The 18332-nt window shown below is 49.6% G+C and carries 9 protein-coding genes and 1 other annotated feature; of the genes, 6 read left to right on the top strand and 3 right to left on the bottom strand.

The features are described 5' to 3' along the window. Positions 1 to 266: 266 nt before the first annotated feature. Entirely contained in the window at positions 267 to 1232 is a 966-nt protein-coding gene (locus ACTHRH_RS12455) for a response regulator (RefSeq protein ID WP_440415792.1), read from the bottom strand. Positions 1233 to 1415: 183 nt separating this feature from the next. On the opposite strand from ACTHRH_RS12455, the gene ACTHRH_RS12450 reads away from it, so the two are divergent. Then, positions 1416 to 2300, top strand: a complete 885-nt coding sequence (locus ACTHRH_RS12450) for a hypothetical protein (RefSeq protein ID WP_440415790.1) — start codon at positions 1416 to 1418, stop codon at positions 2298 to 2300. Next, positions 2195 to 4516, top strand: coding sequence for an ATP-binding protein (locus ACTHRH_RS12445; protein WP_440415826.1), 2322 nt, complete (start codon positions 2195 to 2197; stop codon positions 4514 to 4516). Before ACTHRH_RS12450 ends, ACTHRH_RS12445 begins: the two co-directional genes overlap by 106 nt. Before the next feature lie 72 nt (positions 4517 to 4588). Here the strand turns inward: ACTHRH_RS12445 and metG are convergent, their stop codons facing one another. Continuing rightward, positions 4589 to 6214, bottom strand: coding sequence for a methionine--tRNA ligase (metG, locus tag ACTHRH_RS12440; RefSeq protein WP_440415788.1), 1626 nt, complete (start codon positions 6212 to 6214; stop codon positions 4589 to 4591). A 62-nt stretch (positions 6215 to 6276) separates the two neighbouring features. Further along, positions 6277 to 6536, bottom strand: a binding site (T-box leader). A gap of 170 nt (positions 6537 to 6706) precedes the next feature. Between metG and ACTHRH_RS12435 the strand changes: the two genes are divergently transcribed. From ACTHRH_RS12435 to ACTHRH_RS12420, 4 genes are all read left to right on the top strand, one after another. After that, a complete protein-coding gene (locus ACTHRH_RS12435; protein WP_440415786.1) occupies positions 6707 to 8092 on the top strand; it encodes a hypothetical protein in 1386 nt (461 codons plus the stop codon). A gap of 535 nt (positions 8093 to 8627) precedes the next feature. Further along, positions 8628 to 12089 (top strand): cadherin-like beta sandwich domain-containing protein, encoded by a 3462-nt coding sequence (locus tag ACTHRH_RS12430; RefSeq protein ID WP_440415784.1) that lies wholly within the window; start codon positions 8628 to 8630, stop codon positions 12087 to 12089. A gap of 204 nt (positions 12090 to 12293) precedes the next feature. After that, a complete protein-coding gene (locus ACTHRH_RS12425; protein WP_440415782.1) occupies positions 12294 to 14444 on the top strand; it encodes a YhgE/Pip family protein in 2151 nt (716 codons plus the stop codon). Between the two features lie 257 nt (positions 14445 to 14701). Next, the gene (locus ACTHRH_RS12420) at positions 14702 to 16963 is read left to right on the top strand and encodes a helix-turn-helix domain-containing protein (protein ID WP_440415780.1); all 2262 of its coding nucleotides are present in this window, start codon (positions 14702 to 14704) and stop codon (positions 16961 to 16963) included. A 441-nt stretch (positions 16964 to 17404) separates the two neighbouring features. Here the strand turns inward: ACTHRH_RS12420 and ACTHRH_RS12415 are convergent, their stop codons facing one another. Beyond that, positions 17405 to 18262 carry a carbohydrate ABC transporter permease gene (locus ACTHRH_RS12415; RefSeq protein WP_144939108.1) on the bottom strand — a complete coding sequence of 286 codons (858 nt, stop codon included), beginning with the start codon at positions 18260 to 18262 and terminating at the stop codon, positions 17405 to 17407. Between the last annotated feature and the right edge of the window lie 70 nt (positions 18263 to 18332).

Below are 18332 nucleotides of genomic sequence, written 5' to 3'. Positions count from 1 at the left end.
CTCATACTGCCGTTCTACCGAACTGCGGTCACCTAACTCTTCATATAACTGCATCAGGGAAAAGTAAATATTGCTTCCTCGCTACTCTGGGTGGGGTAAATAGACAGCGATTTTATATGGAGAGGCGGGCATGATAAGCTGGTTAGCAACGCGAATTCCTTACCCTTCGCGGCTTTCGCGAGTACTCATGCCCGCAGAGGCTCCATGTCAAATCGCTCTATTATGCCTCTCAAACGTAGTTTTTCCCATGTAGTATAGCGAAGAGCCTAAATATTTTCCATATATGGATGAATCCTTTGGATGCGGTGATAGAGACCAATGGCATTCATATAGTCCCGATTGGAAACAAAATAATCGCCAATCTGCATGGCGTGCTGAGTCCAAATCGTTCTTAACCGCTGCCTTTCATTCTCCGCCCACAAATAATCATAATCGGCCAGATAATCCCCGCGATACTCTTCCAATAGCGATATATGTATAGGTAGATTGGCTTCTGTCAGCGGCGGCGCCTTGCGCAGCCCGCTCTCCCATTCATCGACGTCCAGCCTGACCTGCTGCAAATCCAGCAGGTACCCTTCCTCATAACTTTTGATAGCCACGTCTACCCCGGCTGCGGTCAGCATTTTACGAATTTGATATACCGTGGTGTAGAGCTGGGTGAACCCTTTCTTCCAATCTACATCCGGCCATAACAGGTCCAGCAGAACATCCTTGCGCACGGCTTTCCCCCGATGATGCAGCAAGTATGCGAACAGCTCCTGAGCCTTGTTGGTTCTCCACCGGACCTCAACAATTTGGGAAGCCTCCGGAGGGCCGCTTTCGATCTGAAGACTCTGAAAGCTGCGTATCCTGACGGATAGCTGCGGGGCGGCAGGCCGCTGGCCCATCAGCCGCTGAATTGTTTTGGTCAACCGTTCCTGACGAGGCGGTTTAAGAATATAATCCAAGGCATGAAGTTCGAAAGCTTTCACAGCGTACTCGTCATATGCCGTAACGAATATGATCCGGACATCCGGCAGAGCGGATTGAAGCTTCTCTGCCACCTCAATCCCGCTTATCTCGGGCATCTCCACGTCCAGAAAAACAACATCCGGCTTATGAGCCAAAGCGGCTTCCAATGCTTGCCGGGGATCCTGGTATTGCCCTACTATTTCAACCCCCCCAATCTCTCGCAGCAATAGCTCCAGATGGCTGAGTGCCAGACGCTCATCGTCTACAAGAATAGCTTTCATGATACAGCTGCCTCCCGTTTAGAAATACCGAATAACGACACTAATCTTCTCGATTTTCGGGCTCGATTTAATACATGTTGTAACACACTATTACTACCAGACTATACTCCATTCCGATTGTAACCCTAGCATTGACAGGCTGCAACATTATTCCAACTGGCATTTGGAGGGATTAGACGATTTTTGTCGAATGAATTAAACATGAAAATGAGAACCATTTTATCGATTACCGGATTATTCTTGCTTTTGATCACTGGAATCCGCTTAGCCTGGATGGGATTTCAGACGATTCCCGAGCATCCGCGAGCTGTACAAGGAATATTGGATTTGCGGGACTGGGATCTGCCATCGAATCATACCATTACCCTGAATGGAGAATGGGAATTCTACCCTCATAGACTGATCCAGCGGGACCCTGTCCAGACGAATCTGACTGAAGAGGACAAGGGGTTTCTTCAGGTGCCCGGAAATTGGATTATGTCTGAATCCGCGCAGACGCATCCGACGTTCGGGGCAGGATCCTACCGTCTGCGTATATTGGTTGAACCGGACAGCGTACAGCCCTTTGGCCTTCGAATCCCCGATATTCCTGCCTCTTCCGAGGTATTCGTCAATGGGCAATTGTTAGGTCAATCGGGATATCCGGCTCTGAGCAGCGATCAATATACAGGCAAGGAAATCCCGTATACCCTTTCCTTTACAACTGATAGGAACGAGATAGATATTGTCATACACGCCGCCAACTTCGATAATCTGCGAAATGGAGGGATAAGCCACCCTATCAAGTTCGGAACGGCGGCCGCCGTAAACAAGGAAACGATGATCTCTATCGGCCTGCAGTTAATGGTTTGCGCTATTTTGCTGATGCATGTTTTTTACAGCATTGTTTTATATTTCATAGCACAACAGCAGAAGGTTCTGATCTACTTCTCTTTTTTGATCGTGTTTGCCATTCTAACGATATTGGTCGCCGATGGCTGGTTTGGCTGCCGCTCAACTACGAATGGACTCAGAAGCTGCAAATCATCGTCTACCCGGGAGCGGCCATATTCCTGTTCGAATTTGTGAGCAGATTGTTGTCCGGCAAATCCGTCAAGCGAGTCTTACATTGGTACTCTATCGTATATGTTCTATTATTGTTATTTATTCTATGGGCACCGCCCGAATATGTTGAGATGGCCAAAACTCTGAGGGTCGTCTACCTGTTATTTGCTTTCCTGGCCGTACCGTTCCTGTCCCTTCGCAGTACGCTGCGGGGGAATAAAGATGCCTTGTTTCTGCTGCTGGGAACAACCGCTCTTATGGCCAACATCATCTGGGGTGTCTTCAAAAAATCAGACTGGTTGAATGTAGAATATTATCCTGTCGACATGATCCTGGCTTGCCTGGCCTTCGCTACCTACTGGTTCAGACGTTATTTCCGTACGGCCGCCAAGACGAAGCAGCTTGCCGAGAAGCTGCAGCGGGAGGATAAGCTGAAGGACGATTTTCTGGCGAACACCTCGCATGAATTGCGCAACCCGCTGCATGCGATTCTCAATATTGCTCAGGCGGTGCTGGACAGCAAGGCTTCAGCAGATGATAAAACGAGCAAAAATATGAACCTGCTTATGACCATAGGCCGCCGTATGTCGCTGCAGTTGAATGATCTGCTGGATCTGACCCGCCTGAAAGAAAACCGTGTCCGGCTGAACATAACCTCTCTTCGGGTACAGACGGTGGTATCGGGTGTGCTGGATATGCTTCGGTTCATGACCGAAGGCAAGCCGGTCCGTTTCGTCCATCGGATCCCGGATAACTTCCCGCCCGTAATGGCAGACGAGAACAGGCTCATTCAGATCTTGTTCAATCTGCTTCATAATGCGGTGAAATATACCCATGAAGGAACTATTACTATAGACGCTTCTATTAAGGAAGGGATGGCCCGGATCCGGGTCGAGGATACCGGCATAGGTATGGATGAGGAGACCCAAACAAGAATCTTCCAGCCTTACGAACAGGGTGATTCCAGCATCACCGCGATTGGAGGAGGAATCGGGCTGGGATTAAACATCTGCCAGCAATTGGTGGACCTGCACGGGGGAACGATCGAGGTCCACTCCGTCCCGGGACAGGGCTCCGTGTTCACCTTTACCCTGCCTTTGGCCGAGCCGGCAATTATACAGGAGGAGCCAGGCCTTCCTTCGGTTTCCCAAGCGGAAAGCGAAACGGCGGCCGCTTGTGCTGAAGAGCCATCCCGAGCTCTGAGCGAAAGCTCGTCTCGGGCGGCTCCCGGACCTGCTATCTCCCGAATCTCATCTGACGTGCCCAGGCTGCTGGCCGTAGATGATGATCCGGTCAATCTGAATATACTGGAGGCCATTCTGTCTTCCGAACCTTACGAAATAGTAACGGCAGCAAGCGCTCAGGAAGCCTTGGCCATGCTGGAAGCGGGAGAGTGGGATTTAATCATCTCGGACGTGATGATGCCGAAGATGTCGGGATACGAATTGACCCGCAAAGTCCGCGAGCGCTTCTCCCCCTGGGAGCTCCCTGTCCTGTTAGTGACCGCTCGCAATCAGTTGGAGGATATCCAGACCGGTTTCCTTGCCGGCGCCAACGATTATGTGACCAAACCGGCGGAGGCTGCCGAACTGAAAGCCCGGGTTTACGCTTTGACCGGGTTAAAGAGGTCCGTGCACGATCGGCTGCGTATGGAGGCGGCCTGGCTTCAGGCACAGATTAAGCCTCACTTTATGTTCAATACGCTGAACTCCTTGGTAGCTCTTAGCTACATTGATATGCCTAGAATGCGTACAATGCTGGAAGCATTCGGGGATTATTTACGCACGAGCTTTGACTTTCAGAACTCCGAGCGGCTGGTCCCTCTAGAGCATGAGCTTGGCCTCGTTCGCTCCTATCTGGCTATAGAGAAGGAACGGTTTGAGGATAGGCTGCAGGTTTCATGGGAGATTGACCATAATGTTGCACCGGTCATCCCCCCGCTATCTATTCAGCCTCTGGTGGAGAACGCGATTCGGCACGGTTTGAAGAAGCGGTCCGAAGGAGGGCTGCTTCGCATTCGGATAACCGATATGGGGGACCGGGTCGAAATATCCATTGAAGATAACGGGGTCGGTATTGAGAGTGAGCGTCTGCGGCATATTCTCGAGCCTTCGAGCGGCCGCTCGGGAATCGGCCTGTCTAATACGGACCGGCGTTTGAGGCAAATCTACGGCCAAGGACTGCAGATCGAAAGCATTGTCGGCCAGGGAACTATCGTTAGATTCATAGTCACGAAGTAGGGAACGTTCTTCGGGGGGCTTCCCGCTTGCCCCCTTCCCTTCCTTCTTCCGATGCCGCCTTTCCCCTTCCCGTTACCCCTTGCCCAGGCGGGCAATTTCCTCTTCTATTACAGCAGCATCAATTCTTGTAAACAGCACCTCCAATGACCGGATAATTGTGCCGGGGGCTATCTCCGTATATTGCCATCCCGCCTGCGAGATGGACAGAAAGTCCCTGATTCTCCGACAAGTAAAGGGCAAGAACGGCTCCAATACATTCGCCAGGTTCGCTATGATTTGCACGCATGTAAATAAAGTATCCGCGCAATGCCGGCGGTTTTCCTTAATTTGCACCCACGGCTTGCGTTCGTCGAAAAATTTGTTGGCTCCGCGGATGAAAGTGAAAATCATCTCCAGAGCATCCTTCAATTTGCCCGCTTCTATGGCTTGGCCCGCTTGGTTATACAGCTCCATGATCTCCGGCTTCTTGCTTATCTCCATAGTGCCAGCCGGAATACGTCCATCGAAGAATTGGACAATGAACTTAAGGCTTCGGTTTACAAAGTTGCCGAAAGCGCCCAGCAGCTCGCTGTTGTGGCTGTATATGAATTCCCTCCAGGAAAAATCCGCATCCCGGTTCTCCGGCCCATTAATCGTCAGAAAATATCGCAGCGAATCCGGTTCATACCGCTGAATCATGTCGGTCACCCATACCGCCCAATTCCGGCTGGTCGAGATCTTCTTCCCTTCCAGCGTTAAATATTCGCTCGAAATGATTCTGTCCGGCAAGTGCAGATGGCGCCCCACCCCTATAAGCAGGGCAGGAAGAATGAGTGTATGAAACGGAATGTTGTCCTTGCCATGAACATAATAGGCGATGGTCTTCTCCGACCAGTAGTTCTCCCAGCTCCGACCGGTTTCCTGCGCCCACCTCATGCTGGCTGACAGATATCCGCTGACTGCTTCGATCCAGACATATATTTTTTTATCGCTGTCTCCTTCAAGAGGAACATCTACTCCCCAGGTTAAATTTCGGGTCGCCGCCCGGTCATGAAGTCCTTCGTCCAAATATCTTCGAGTCAATTGAACCGCGTTGTCCCTCCATCCGGTCGCCTCGCCTAGGTATTCCTCCAGCTTCTGTTGAAATTTGGACAGAGCCAGAAAATAATGATCGTCCTGTCTAGTAATAGGGGGGCTCCCGCACAGCTTGCACTTTTTATGAAGCAAATCGCCGGGGTCCAGCAGATTAGAGCAATAATCGCATTGATCTCCGCGGGCCTGCTGGCCGCAATGAGGGCACTGTCCCTCTACATAGCGGTCCGGCAAAAAACGGGAGCAGGCTTCGCAATAGGTTTGCTCAATCGCCTTTTTGTAAATATATCCATTGTCCAATAGTTGGAGAAACAGCTGCTGGACGAGGTGATGGTGGAACGGTTCATCCGTCCGGGTATATAGATCATAAGAAAAGCCAAGTTTCCGGAAGCAGTCGGCAAACTCGTTATGATAACGCTCCGCAATGACTTCGGGGGAAACCCCCTCCTGGTTAGCCCGGATCGATATGGGTGTTCCGTGACAGTCACTGCCGGAGACATAGAGCACCTCCTCCCCTCTTAGACGGTAATAGCGCGCCAGTATTTCGCCCGGCAATAAGCTTGCAATATGTCCCAAATGCAGCGACCCGTTAGCATACGGCCAAGCGCCCCCAATAAAAACACTCATGATCATGACCTCCAGTATATTGAAATATTGTAGTAACCCCACAAAAAAACTCCCGTCCCCTAATAAGGGACGAGAGCCTATATCTCACGTGTTACCACCCGCATTCATCCATACTTCACAGCATGGACCTCTTCAGGTACGGCACTTAGGTGCGTATACCCTAGCACTATAACGGGCGCTCCCGGTGCAGCCTACTGCCGGATGGGTTCGATGCACAGCTCAGAGACCATATTCGCCGGATGCTTCTTTGCTCCTTCTCAGCTGCCGGAGCTCTCTGTTCAAAGAAGTGGGTCCAACTACTCTTTCTCTTCAACGCTTTTTTTCGAATATTCTTAATATTATATGTCATTATATTTCTTATAATCCCATTATGCAATCCCAAATCGCTTCTATTGACACAACCGCCAATTTTGGATATCATCTTGGCTATGATTCCTATATTTCTAATCGGAATAATAAGATTTATAAACTTTTTGTCAGGAGGAATTAATGATGAGCACCATCAAAGCTTCACTCTCCAAGTCGATACTAGCCGCCTCCCTTTCCTTGGCTGTACTGTTTGCCGCCCCGGGACAGCAGGCTCACGGCGAGGCTGTATCGCAAGCGCAGGTTTCCCAGCTATCTATCCATAGCCCGCAGGAAAATTATGCTCTCTTTCTCAAGGAAAAATTCCAGATCGAAATAGGCGATTCCATCACTAAAGGGGACTTCATTCAAGCTGTCGCCCAAGCTCTGAATATCCGGCCCTCGGAGAACGCGCCGCTTCCTTTCACCGATCTCGATGCCGCTAATCCTGCCTATGCTGCCTCGGTGGCGCTTCATGAACAAGGCATCCTGACCGCTTCCGAGGTCCATGCGGACCGCAGACTCGATGTTCTCCAGGCCGCCTTCATCGCGGTCAAAGCGGCAGGATTGAAGGAGCTGGCCTATACCTATCCCAATGATAAAGTAGAGGCAGCCCTCTCCAAGCTGGGGTTAAATCCGGCCGCCTTCGATTTCTCGGCCGCACAAGAAATTGCCGCAGCCGTTGACAATGGACTCATTGCTCCCGCTTATTACGGAATTTTCTCCGGCAATCCTCCGGCGACCAAAGCTTTTACGGAAGAACTGCTGGGGAAAGTTTTGGCTCTGAAGGGCCAATATAAGCATTACCTCGGAGAAGTGAACGACCCGGATATTTACGGCAAGCTTGCACAAGCATATCGGACTTCGGATATTATCGAAGCCCCGGCACTGCAGCAAATCGTCAACAACGCTCTGGAGAACGGGCTCGTTACAGGCTATAATCTTAAGGATTCGCGCTTCGATCCGAACTTCATTGATTCCCTGTCCCTTACATACGGGCATTCGAATATCGAGCATGCCCTCCAGCTTGTAGGGCTGCTCCGCAGCGAAGGGCTGAATGCCAAGGTTCAGCTGGAACCGAAAACTTCCGCATTCATTCACTTGGCTGAATGGGGGAAGCCCGAGGAATCCGAGACGAATAAGCTGACTCAAATCGCTAACGGAAACTATATCTTCTCCGTCAAGGAATACGATCTATCGCTCGAATTCGAGAACGCAGGGGACAAGGAACGTTTCCAATCCGTTATTCTGCAGTACGCCAAGAAGAATAGCGAAGACCAAACCGGTTTAATCGTCCATTCATGGTGGCAGCCGTTATACTATTCCTTGACGGAAATAGACGACTACGAAATTATTGCGAATAACAAAATTGTAGACGGACATTACTACGCCCAATCCTTTACTTTACAGGAAGATTCCGAGTCGATCGCGGAAGGCTTCCGGAAGTTGTCACCGGACATAGAGGTCATCAACTACACCTTCTGGGTAGATAAACCGTTCTACCATTATCTGACGGGAGAGGACTTCAAGTAAGCATCCACAGGTGCTCTCCGGAGCATCGATAAATTTAAACTATCGTGTCCTTCCAACGCCGCACTCCTTAATTTAAGGAATGCGGCTTTTTTTCTTAATTGCTGCCAAGGAAACCTACCCATCCCTTACGCATGAAGGTCGCATTCAGATCCGTAAGGACGTCGCAAAGACGAGCAAAAGTGCATTAAAATCGTGCCTTTTTCAAAAAAGAAGGCGAAAGACGATCAAATGTGCAGGTCTTTTTGACAAAATGGGGAGATTTCGCAAAAATCGCTCCAAAGACCTGCATTATCGCTTTAGAATCAGGCATTGCGTGGCTTTTTCTAAAAAAGACATGCCGTTTTGCTTGTCTTTTGCACTCATTTTTATATCGGATATCTACGTTTTTTTCCTCCTTCGGCCGATATATAACGATAGAAGGTTTATTCATAGCCAGTATAGGGCGTATCCGTTCTTATAACGGAAGCAGCTGATAACGGTGGTTTCCCAGCAAATCGCCAAGGAAGTTTATGAGGAAAGAAGGTATAGATCCCTTATGAGAAAGAATCGAAAGTCGTGGATCGGGAAGGTGCTGCTGTGCTCCGCTCTTCTGTTGTCTCCGTTGGCGGCCGGCGCCCCTGTTCCGACAGCCCATGCCGATACCAACAACAATTACAGCTTGTCCCTGGCCAATCTGGTCCTGGAAAATTATTCGCTTTCTCCCGTATTTACGCCGTTAAATGTATTTTATACCGCGGATGTGCCCTACCATAAAACTTCTATCCGGGTCACTCCTACCGCCATGGATAAGAATGCAACGATTCAAATAAACGGAACTCCGATCGGCAGCGGCTCTTCCCGGGATGTGCCGCTGATGGTAGGCTCCAATATTATTTCGATTTCCGTTATTGCTCCCAACGGCAGCTCCAAGTTATATACGGTCAACGTGACCCGCAAAAGTATCGGTCTCGTTAATTTGTTTATGGATGCGGCATCCTTGAATGAGCCGTTCGACCCGGAGGCGACCTCCTACACGGCCAGAATTCCCGAGTTTCTGTCCTTTATCAACGTTACAGCCGTAACCGATTTGAAGGACTTAACCGTGAAAATTAATGGACGAATAGTATCGAGCGGAGTGCCCGCGGCCATTCCGATAACCGGGATCAATTCCCTGATGGTTGAAGTTTCCTCTTCCGCCAACGAAATGAAGGTCTATACTATCCATCTGGACCGATCCACAGCCGATAAGAACGGATTATCCTATCTTTATCTGGAAGGGGCTTCGTTAAACAGAGCCTTCGATCCGAGCGTCACTTACTACTCTTCGGTAGTCAATAATTATGTATCCGAAGTGAAGGTCAGCCCTGCCTACGGCAGCAATGTCCGCTCCGTAACCATTCGGGGAACGAAGGTTGCGAGCGGGGCTTTCCATACCGTTCCTCTATCGGTAGGCGATAACGAAATAGCCATCGAAGTCGATTCCTATGACAATATTAAAAAGACCTACCAGATAAACATCAGCCGGTTGTCGTATAACGATAATAACCAAAACCCCGGAGGCGGCGGAGGCGGCCATTCTGGCGGGGGCAGCCAGCAGTTCGCTTATTTGTCCAACCTTTCGCTGAGCAGCGGAACCTTGAACCGGAGCTTCGACTCCAATGTGCTCAAATATTACGCTACCGTCAATAACAGCACCTCCAACCTGCAAATCAGCGTCTCATTCTGGTCCGGCATTACGGCCAAAATTAACGGAAAAGAGGTGCAGAGCGGCAGCTACCACGATATCCCCCTTAAGACCGGAGACAATAACGTCGCCATTGAAGTCCGCAGCTCCAGTGGGGATATTCGTTACTATAACGTTATGATTACAAGGCTGCCTTCGGATTACGGAGATATCGGAAATGGCGGTGGCGGCATCGGGGGCACCATCGGCGATCCCAATACTTATTTGAGCAATCTTCTGGTCGAGGGCCTCTCCCTGGATAAGAGCTTCCAGTCCAATATTAGCGGCTATTCTTCAACCGTCACTTACCCGGTGAGCCATTTCCGGTTAAGCCCGATCTATCATTCCAATATATCGGTCAAGGTAAACGGGCAACCGGTTGCAAGCGGCGAATATTACTGGGCTGCGCTCAACGTAGGAACAAACACGATTACGATAGAAGCCAGATCGAACAACGGAGGCCTGAGCTACTATACGATTGTCGTTACCCGGCTGGCTCAGGGGCAGACGGATCCGGGCGGACCGATCGGGGATAACAGCCTGATTTCAATCGGCTCTCCCAACATCGCGCTGGATCGAAGCTTTCATCCGAACGAAACCTATTATCGGGGATATACGGGAAATCCGAATTTTACTTTTACTCCTGTGACGACCGGAAGGGCCCGAATCAAAATTAACAACACTTATTATTCATCCAATCAACAAGTATCCATTCCGCTTAACCTTGGAGAAAATAGTGTGAACATTGAGGTTGTTCCGGACAATGGGGGAGCCTCCCGGACCTACACCTTCATCGTAAGCAGAGGAGATTATACTTACGATCCCAATGAGCTGTCCACCATCGTTATACCCGGTGTGACCTACAGTCCCAAGTTCGACAAGAATGTCTCCTACTACCATGCGACGGTGGAATCGGGCATAACGGCCATCAAGATGATGCCGATAGGCACAGGAATCCATTCAATTACGGTTAACGGGCATAATGTCAATAATCTTCAGCTGTCGCCGGAATTGCCGCTGGCCTATGGAGACAACAAAATAGAGGTCAAGGTGCAGAATTATTATGGAGGAGGTTCAGGCACCTACACCTTCTGGATTACGAGGACCCGCCCGGAGCAGGAGGGGCAGCCTCTAAGCCCTTATCTGCTGGATGGGGATATGATTGTGTCGATAGGTACCCCTTCGGACGCCAATATTACGTATGCCAAGCTTAAAGAGCATCTGGAGCCGGGAAATAACTTCAACAGGATTATCTTCAAGATTGCCAGCGGCAAATATTCGAGCCAACCGAATTACGTCATGTTCGATCAGAGCATGCTTGAATATTTAAGAAGAAACGCCCGTATGATTATTGCGGAAACGCCTGACGGCAAAATCACCGTCGACCCTTGGGATATTAAGTCGAACGCATTCAAAGCCTCTTTCGAGATGAAAGACGCGGACTTGATAACCAACGTTCCGTCCAATTATGAGCCGCTTTCCAATCTATATTCCATTTCGCTGGAAGGCCTGGATACAGCGGACGGCTGGGCGTCGGACACCTATTCCATCAAGGGGATGATCGAGCTCCCCACCAAGCTATCGGAGCAGGAGCTCAAACAGGCTAATGCCTACGATTTCTCCGATATCTATCAAAGATGGGAGCTGGTTCCCAGCACCACCAAGGACAACATTAAAGAGATTGTCATCCATGGAAACAGCGATATCGCCATCATGAAGACAGCGATCACCTTCCCTGATATTGCAGGCCACTGGGGACAATCCTATATTGAATATTTAGCATCAAAAAACATTGTCAACGGCTATGAGGACGGTACCTTCAGACCCGATAGGCCGATCACGCGCGCCGAATTCATTACGCTGCTGGTCAATGCACTGCCGTTGGATAGCCTGTCCTTCTACCCAAGCTTCAGCGACGTTCATGAAGGAGAATGGTACTTCGAGGATATCCTGCTCGGGGCCCAGCACCGGTTAATTGAAGGCTATGAGGACGGCCGGTTTAAGCCAAACGAACTGGTTTCCCGTGAGGAGATGGCTGTCGTCCTGGAACGGCTGATGCGACAGCAGCTTGGAATGAATATGTCCATCACTGATGAAGAAGTGGATGCATTGTTAGGCCGCTTTGAAGACGCCGGCGAAGTCAGCGATTGGGCCAGACAAGCGGTTGCCATTAACATTAAAATGGATGCCATGAGCGGATTAAGCGACAGGCAATTGGCCCCGCAGGCCAAAGGTACCCGGGCGCAAATTGCTACCCTGCTGTACAAAGTGTTTGATAAAGCCAAGCGTTTCTAAAGGACACACCTTGTGAAACGTGCAGCGAATAATTGATAAGGAGGGCTTGGCCGTAGAGGGCGGGCCCTTCCTTTATTCTATGCGGGGCGACTGGAGGGCTTTTTCCACAGAGACGTAGAAAACTCCGGCTGACATCATGTTAATGAAGGGTATGTTTGGCAGCGAAAGCAGAGATACTAACGAAAAACCATTTGGGTGGCTTCCATGAAAACTATTCGAGATATCTACTTTCGCGACCTTAAACATATTTTCACCAACTGGGCGGCATTAATTGTTATTACCGGACTCGTCTTTTTGCCCTCCCTATACGCCTGGTTTAACATCGAAGCTTCTTGGGATCCGTATGGTCAGACGGGAGGACTGGCCGTGGCTGTTTCCAATAACGATGCAGGATCGGTCATTAGAGCTCAACCGATCAACATTGGAGAGGAAATCATTGCCTCGCTCAGGGATAACCGTCAAATCGGCTGGATCTTCGTGGATGAACCGACGGCACTCAGAGGAGTTCAGCATGGAGACTATTATGCGAGCATAACGATTCCCTCCGACTTTTCCGAGAAGATAGCGTCAATTCTGACGGACCATCCTCAGAAGGCCGAGATTGAATATACGGTGAATGAGAAAATCAATGCCATTTCCCCTAAAATTACGTCTAAAGGGGCCAGCGGAATTATAGAGGAAGTTAGCCGCAACTTTATCAAGATTGCTAACGGAACCATTTTTCAAATTTTCAATGAAATCGGCGTGACGCTGGAGAGCGAGCTTCCGACTATCGAGCAGCTTAGAAGCCTTGTCTTCAAGTTGGAAGCGATGTTTCCGGAGATCTGGCAGACGGTCGCCACTGCTTCGGAAGACCTGAGCAAGGCTAACGAGATTGTCCTCAAAGCTCAGGAGAATGTACCGATTGTCGCCCAATTGGCCAAGGACGGGCAGGATTTTACCGAGCGGTTAGGCCAGTTCCTCGACCGGAGCAGAGAGAATGCGGCTGCAGCAGGCCCTTCCATCAAGAACGATCTCGCGCTGCTGCAGCAAACGGCGACGGCCACGGAGCAATTGACTGCACTGCTGCTTGAAGAGAAGCCGGACCCGGCCGCAGTGAAATCAGCCCTCGACCGGGCCTCCCGCAGACTGGCCCTGGCCATTGACATCACCGACAAGACAAGCTCGCTATTTGCCAGGCTCAACAGCATGGTTGGCGGCAACCGGCTCGCTTTCGTGACCGATAGGCTCGGACAGATCAAGACGAATTTCGAACAGCAGGCAGCAGCCGTCAATCGGATCAGGGAAGTTATAGATAAGGGAGAGAAACCGGCTGACGACCTGGTCCAAAGCTTAAACCAATTGTCCAAGGATGCCTCCGCTTGGATTGGAGACCTGCTCAACCGATACGACAGCGAGATCCAGCCCCTCATTCTGGAAGGGCTGAACAAGGCGAGAACGGCGGCCGAGCAGGCCCATACCGTTCTGACAGAGGCTTCCCGCAGCATTCCGGATGTTCAGAAGATTATTAACGATGCGGCTGCCGGACTGGCATTCGGGGGCCGTGAGCTGCAAGCCGTCCAGCAGCATCTTCCGGTCATCGAAGCGAGGATCAAAGCACTTGCCGACCTTATCCGGCAATTGGAGAGCGAGGGGAACCTGTCGGAAATCATTGATTTGCTCAAGCACAATGCGGAAGAGGAAAGCAGCTTCTTCGCCGAACCGGTCGTGCTTAAGGAGAATAAGCTGTTTCCAATTCCGAATTACGGATCGGCCATGTCCCCCTTCTTCACTACTTTATCTCTTTGGGTAGGAGCTCTGCTCCTGGTCTCTTTGCTGACGGTAGAGGTTCATCATCCCGAACTTAGCTACAAGAGCTATCAAATTTACTTCGGGCGATATTTGACCTTCATGTCGATAGCCATCCTGCAATCGCTGATGGTGACACTGGGCGATTTGTTTCTGCTCGGAACCTATTGCGTCAACAAGGACTGGTTCGTCTTCTTCGGCGCACTGCTTAGCGCAGTATTTATGCTCATTGTCTATACTCTGGTTTCCGTATTCGGCAATATCGGCAAAGCGCTGGCCATCGTGCTGCTGGTTCTGCAGCTGGCCGGCTCCGGCGGCACCTTCCCGATCCAGGTGACTCCCCCATTCTTTCAGGCGATTCATCCTTACCTTCCCTTCACGTATGCTATCAGTATGATGCGTGAAGCCGTCGGCGGAATTCTATGGGACATTATCCTTCTCGACCTGCGGATGATGGCCGCCTATGTCGGAATCACCCTTCTTATAGGGTTAGCCTTGAAAAAATCGATCAACCGGGCGTCTCAACGTTTTATCAAGAAGGCCCAGGAAAGCGAGCTGATTCATTAGCGCTGTATTAAGCTCCTCTCTTTCGGCTTACCCCGGACGCCGAACCAAACTTCTTGGCTGCTCTTGAAATTAAGGCCGTTATTCCCTTCGATCAGTTTGTCCCGGAGGGCAGATCCGGCCCTATTTGCATCTGCAAATATATCGATGTTGTATGGATTCAACCTGAAATAAAGTCAGCAATCCTAAAAAGTGTTCATTTATAGAGGCGCCGGGATTAGTTATAATTAGCAAAAACCATACTCATAGGGAGTGTCAGCATGTTCCGGTTTTCAGGTCTTAACTTCAAGGTCAACTCTTTATTTATGAAATTATTGATTAACTTTCTAATTATTATCATCTTACTGGCTTCCTATAATTTATGGTCCCTGTACCTTTACTCCCGCAATGTCGAGAGAGAAATTATAAGCCATAATCTATCCCTGATGAAAAATACGTCGGAAACGCTGGAGAATCAATTCCGCTCTTTGAAAGGGCTTATGTTCAATTTGTATCACGATAGCAATGTGAAAGCGCTTTATAGACAGTCGCTCTCGGGCAGCTTGCAGGATCTGGACTACCTTATGATGACGAACTTAGTGAACCAGCTTCGGAATGATGTGGCGAATCCCTACTATCATTTGGAGAATTTAATGATTTATTATCCCGGGTCTTCCTTTCTGATCGAAAAGGAAGGGCTTGTTTTGGAAGAACGTATGTTCTCCCGTTTTTATATCAGTAATTCTTATCCGGCTTCTTTCTTTCAGAAGCAATGGGAGGAACCGATTTCTTTCTCTATCTTCCCGGCGGCCAACTTCCGTAACGAGCATACTCAAAACACATCCAGCCTTCTTCCGGTCATAGCCCAGACGATGCATCGGGATTACCAGATCATTGCCTTTATTCAAGCGAACAAGCTGCTCCAGGCCTACAGCGGGACCCCGCAATCGGAGCTTCTTCTGCTCGACCCGCAGGGGAGCGTTATCTTGGCTTCGTCCGAATCGGCCGGCAAGCGCAGCCTCCCGGAATGGGACGGGAGCAAGAAGTGGCTGCTTCAAGATCACACTTACTATTTCTTTAAGAAGGGGGAAGAATCGGGAGCCACCTATGTCTCCATTATTCCTTACCAGACGATGAATGCCACCCTGCAGCAGTTAAACTGGATGGCCGTGTTATTGTTTGCCGTCACCGTGCTGATCGGAATCGCCGCATCCTTCTTCTTCAGCCGCAGCATCCACCGTCCGGTGCGCGAGATCATTTCCAGCTTCGTTCAGGGCAAGAAACCGGCGGCCTACCACAGCAGCATCAATGAATTCAATCTGATTCACGACCGGATGGACGGATTGTTCCAGGAACGGAATCAGATGAACCAGAAGCTGATCAGCAATAAATCATTGTTAACCAATTACGGCTATATGACCCGTTTCAAAAAAATTTATAGCGATGTTCCCATTACGCGGGAGTTTATGGTGGGAGAAGGAACTTTTATCCTCGTGCTATATCGGCTTCATTATCGGAAGAGCGCCATGGATCAAGCGCTTCTGCGGCAGGAAAAAGTAGCGGCTCGCGTCTGTGAATTTATTCAGCTGCATATCCGGAAGTCCTTTCCCGTATCGCATACTCTTCAGATGGAGAACAATCAGATTCTGTCCATCATTCACACGGACAAGAGAGACGAGCCACTGCAGAACAGCATCGAGGCCTTAAAGAAAACCTTTGACTTCGACCGGAATTTCTATCTCGTAACCGTAGCCGTCAGCTCCGTCTTTAAACAGTCCTCAGACTTCGATAAAGCGTACGAGCAGACATTAATGATGATCCGCCAGGCCAGGCCGGTGGAAGAAACGCAAATCATATGGGAATTGGCGCAGACGGACTCCCATTTCATGTTTACGCCGGAGCAGGAACATGAATTTTACGTCAATGTCCAGGCCGGCAATGATGCCCATTGCAACCATCTCGTTGCCCGGATGCTCGATTCGATGGACAAGCATCAGGCTACCTCGGAACAATTGTCCAGATTCGCCGAAACGCTGATTGTGAAGACCTGGAAAACGATGGAGCTGCTTAAAGTGCCTTGCGAAGGCTCCCCGGCCGACATTTTGGCCCAGCTTCAGGAATGTATAACTACGGAGCAATACAAGCGGGTGCTCAGCCAGTTTATTTCCAGATCGGTTCGGACCATTAAAGTAAAACGGGAAGAGCAGTATGACATTATCGAATTTGTTATGAATTTTCTGGAGAACCATTATGAAGAGGATATTTCGCTGGATCTGCTTGCCGATAAATTGAACATGTCCCCCACTTATTTATCCGGCTATATTAAGGAAAAGACCGGCCACAATTTCACCGAGCATCTGAACCGGGTAAGAATTCGCGCGGCCAAGGAGCTGTTGTCCAAGCCGGAGCTGACGATCAAGGAAATCGGTGAACGGCTTGGTTACCGCAACTCCACTTCGTTCATCCGGATGTTCAAGAAATGGACCGGCCAGCCTCCGGGCGACTACCGCAAAACCCTTCTTTTTGAAAAAGAAAATGGCTAGCATGACTCAGCGTCACATAGGGACTGTCTCAAAAGTAGTTTCAAAACGATTGAGAAACAGCTGCAGATCATTTCTGCTAACGAATTTGAGAACCGCTATTACCGTAAAAACGATGTCATTTCAAATATAACGAAACTCAGGATCGTTATCAGGGCGAAAAGCTGTGCTGTGACCTTCTATTTTGGTGAATAGCGATCTTGAGTTTCGTTACAAAATGGAGAAGTTCCATTTTGCCCAAATAACATTTCTATGTTTCGTTATACAGACCGGCTTATAAGGCGGCCCCCTTACTTTCCCCTAAAGGGGGTCGTTAAAATCACCCTACGACCCTATCCCCTGTTTGTCGATGCATATGCGGTTTCTGGCGGCTCCGCCGAGGCTGCCCGGAACTAGTGCATCCCTTCCAGGCCCCCAAGCCTACCCGAGGCCCGGACCCCGGCGTTATCCTTTAACCGAACCGATCAACGCACCTTTAACGAAATATTTCTGGATGAAAGGATAAATGATCAGGATCGGCAGGGTGGACACCAGAATGGTAGCAAACTTGATCGCTTCCTCAATGACGACAATTTCCGTGGGCCCCTCGCTTCCGGACAGCTGACCGGATAAGACGATATTTCGCAGAATGACCTGAAGGGGAAACAGCTCCTGGTTCCGCAAGTAGAGAAGCGGCCCCATGAAGTTGTTCCATATGCCTACCGCATAATATAACCCGATCGTAGCCAGCACGGCTTTGGACAAGGGCAGCACGATCCGAAAGAAGATACCGATTTCCGATAAGCCATCGATTTTTCCCGATTCCTCCAGCTCGCTGGGAATGCCTGCAAAAAACGTTCGCATAATGAGCAAATTCCAGGTTGAAATAGCCCCCGGCAGAATCATCGCCCAAATCGTATTAACCAGTCCGAGCTCTCTCACTACGAGAAATGTAGGAATCATCCCGCCGCCGAAAAACATCGTAAATACAATCATCAGCATTAACGATTTGCGGAAAACCATCTTTGGCTTCGACAGAGCATAGGCTCCTAATGCAGTTAGCAGCAAGGAAACCGCTGTTCCCAGGGTGACATAGATGAAGGTGTTTTTATACCCCGTAAAGATTCTCCCGTCGGCCATCACATATTTGTAGGCTTCCAGAGTGAAGCCTTTGGGCCAGAACCAGACTTCTCCCTTCAATATGTAGATATCATCGCTTAGCGAGACCGCAATCATATAGATGAACGGGTATAGGCAGAGGAACACTACTCCCAATAAAATGATTCCATTCACGATATCAAACCAATTTAAGCGTTGTTTCATTTAGCAATCTCCTTATTCGATACAAGACCTGGAAGGTAGGGTTGGAGTGCCGAGCTAACACCTGCTCGCA

The sequence above is a fragment of the Paenibacillus sp. SAFN-117 genome (genome assembly GCF_051966115.1).
GTDB classification, from domain to species: domain Bacteria; phylum Bacillota; class Bacilli; order Paenibacillales; family NBRC-103111; genus Paenibacillus_L; species Paenibacillus_L residui.
Note: the sequence above shows the minus strand (reverse complement) of the source record. Positions and strands in the feature narration are given on the sequence as shown.

Excerpts from the sequence above, each read along its gene's own strand:
- ACTHRH_RS12455 (WP_440415792.1), bottom strand. The coding sequence starts at position 1,232 with ATGAAAGCTATTCTTGTAGACGATGAGCGTCTGGCACTCAGCCATCTG.
- metG (WP_440415788.1), bottom strand. The coding sequence starts at position 6,214 with ATGAGTGTTTTTATTGGGGGCGCTTGGCCGTATGCTAACGGGTCGCTG.
- ACTHRH_RS12435 (WP_440415786.1), top strand. The coding sequence starts at position 6,707 with ATGAGCACCATCAAAGCTTCACTCTCCAAGTCGATACTAGCCGCCTCC.
- ACTHRH_RS12430 (WP_440415784.1), top strand. The coding sequence starts at position 8,628 with ATGAGAAAGAATCGAAAGTCGTGGATCGGGAAGGTGCTGCTGTGCTCC.
- ACTHRH_RS12425 (WP_440415782.1), top strand. The coding sequence starts at position 12,294 with ATGAAAACTATTCGAGATATCTACTTTCGCGACCTTAAACATATTTTC.
- ACTHRH_RS12420 (WP_440415780.1), top strand. The coding sequence starts at position 14,702 with ATGTTCCGGTTTTCAGGTCTTAACTTCAAGGTCAACTCTTTATTTATG.
- ACTHRH_RS12415 (WP_144939108.1), bottom strand. The coding sequence starts at position 18,262 with ATGAAACAACGCTTAAATTGGTTTGATATCGTGAATGGAATCATTTTA.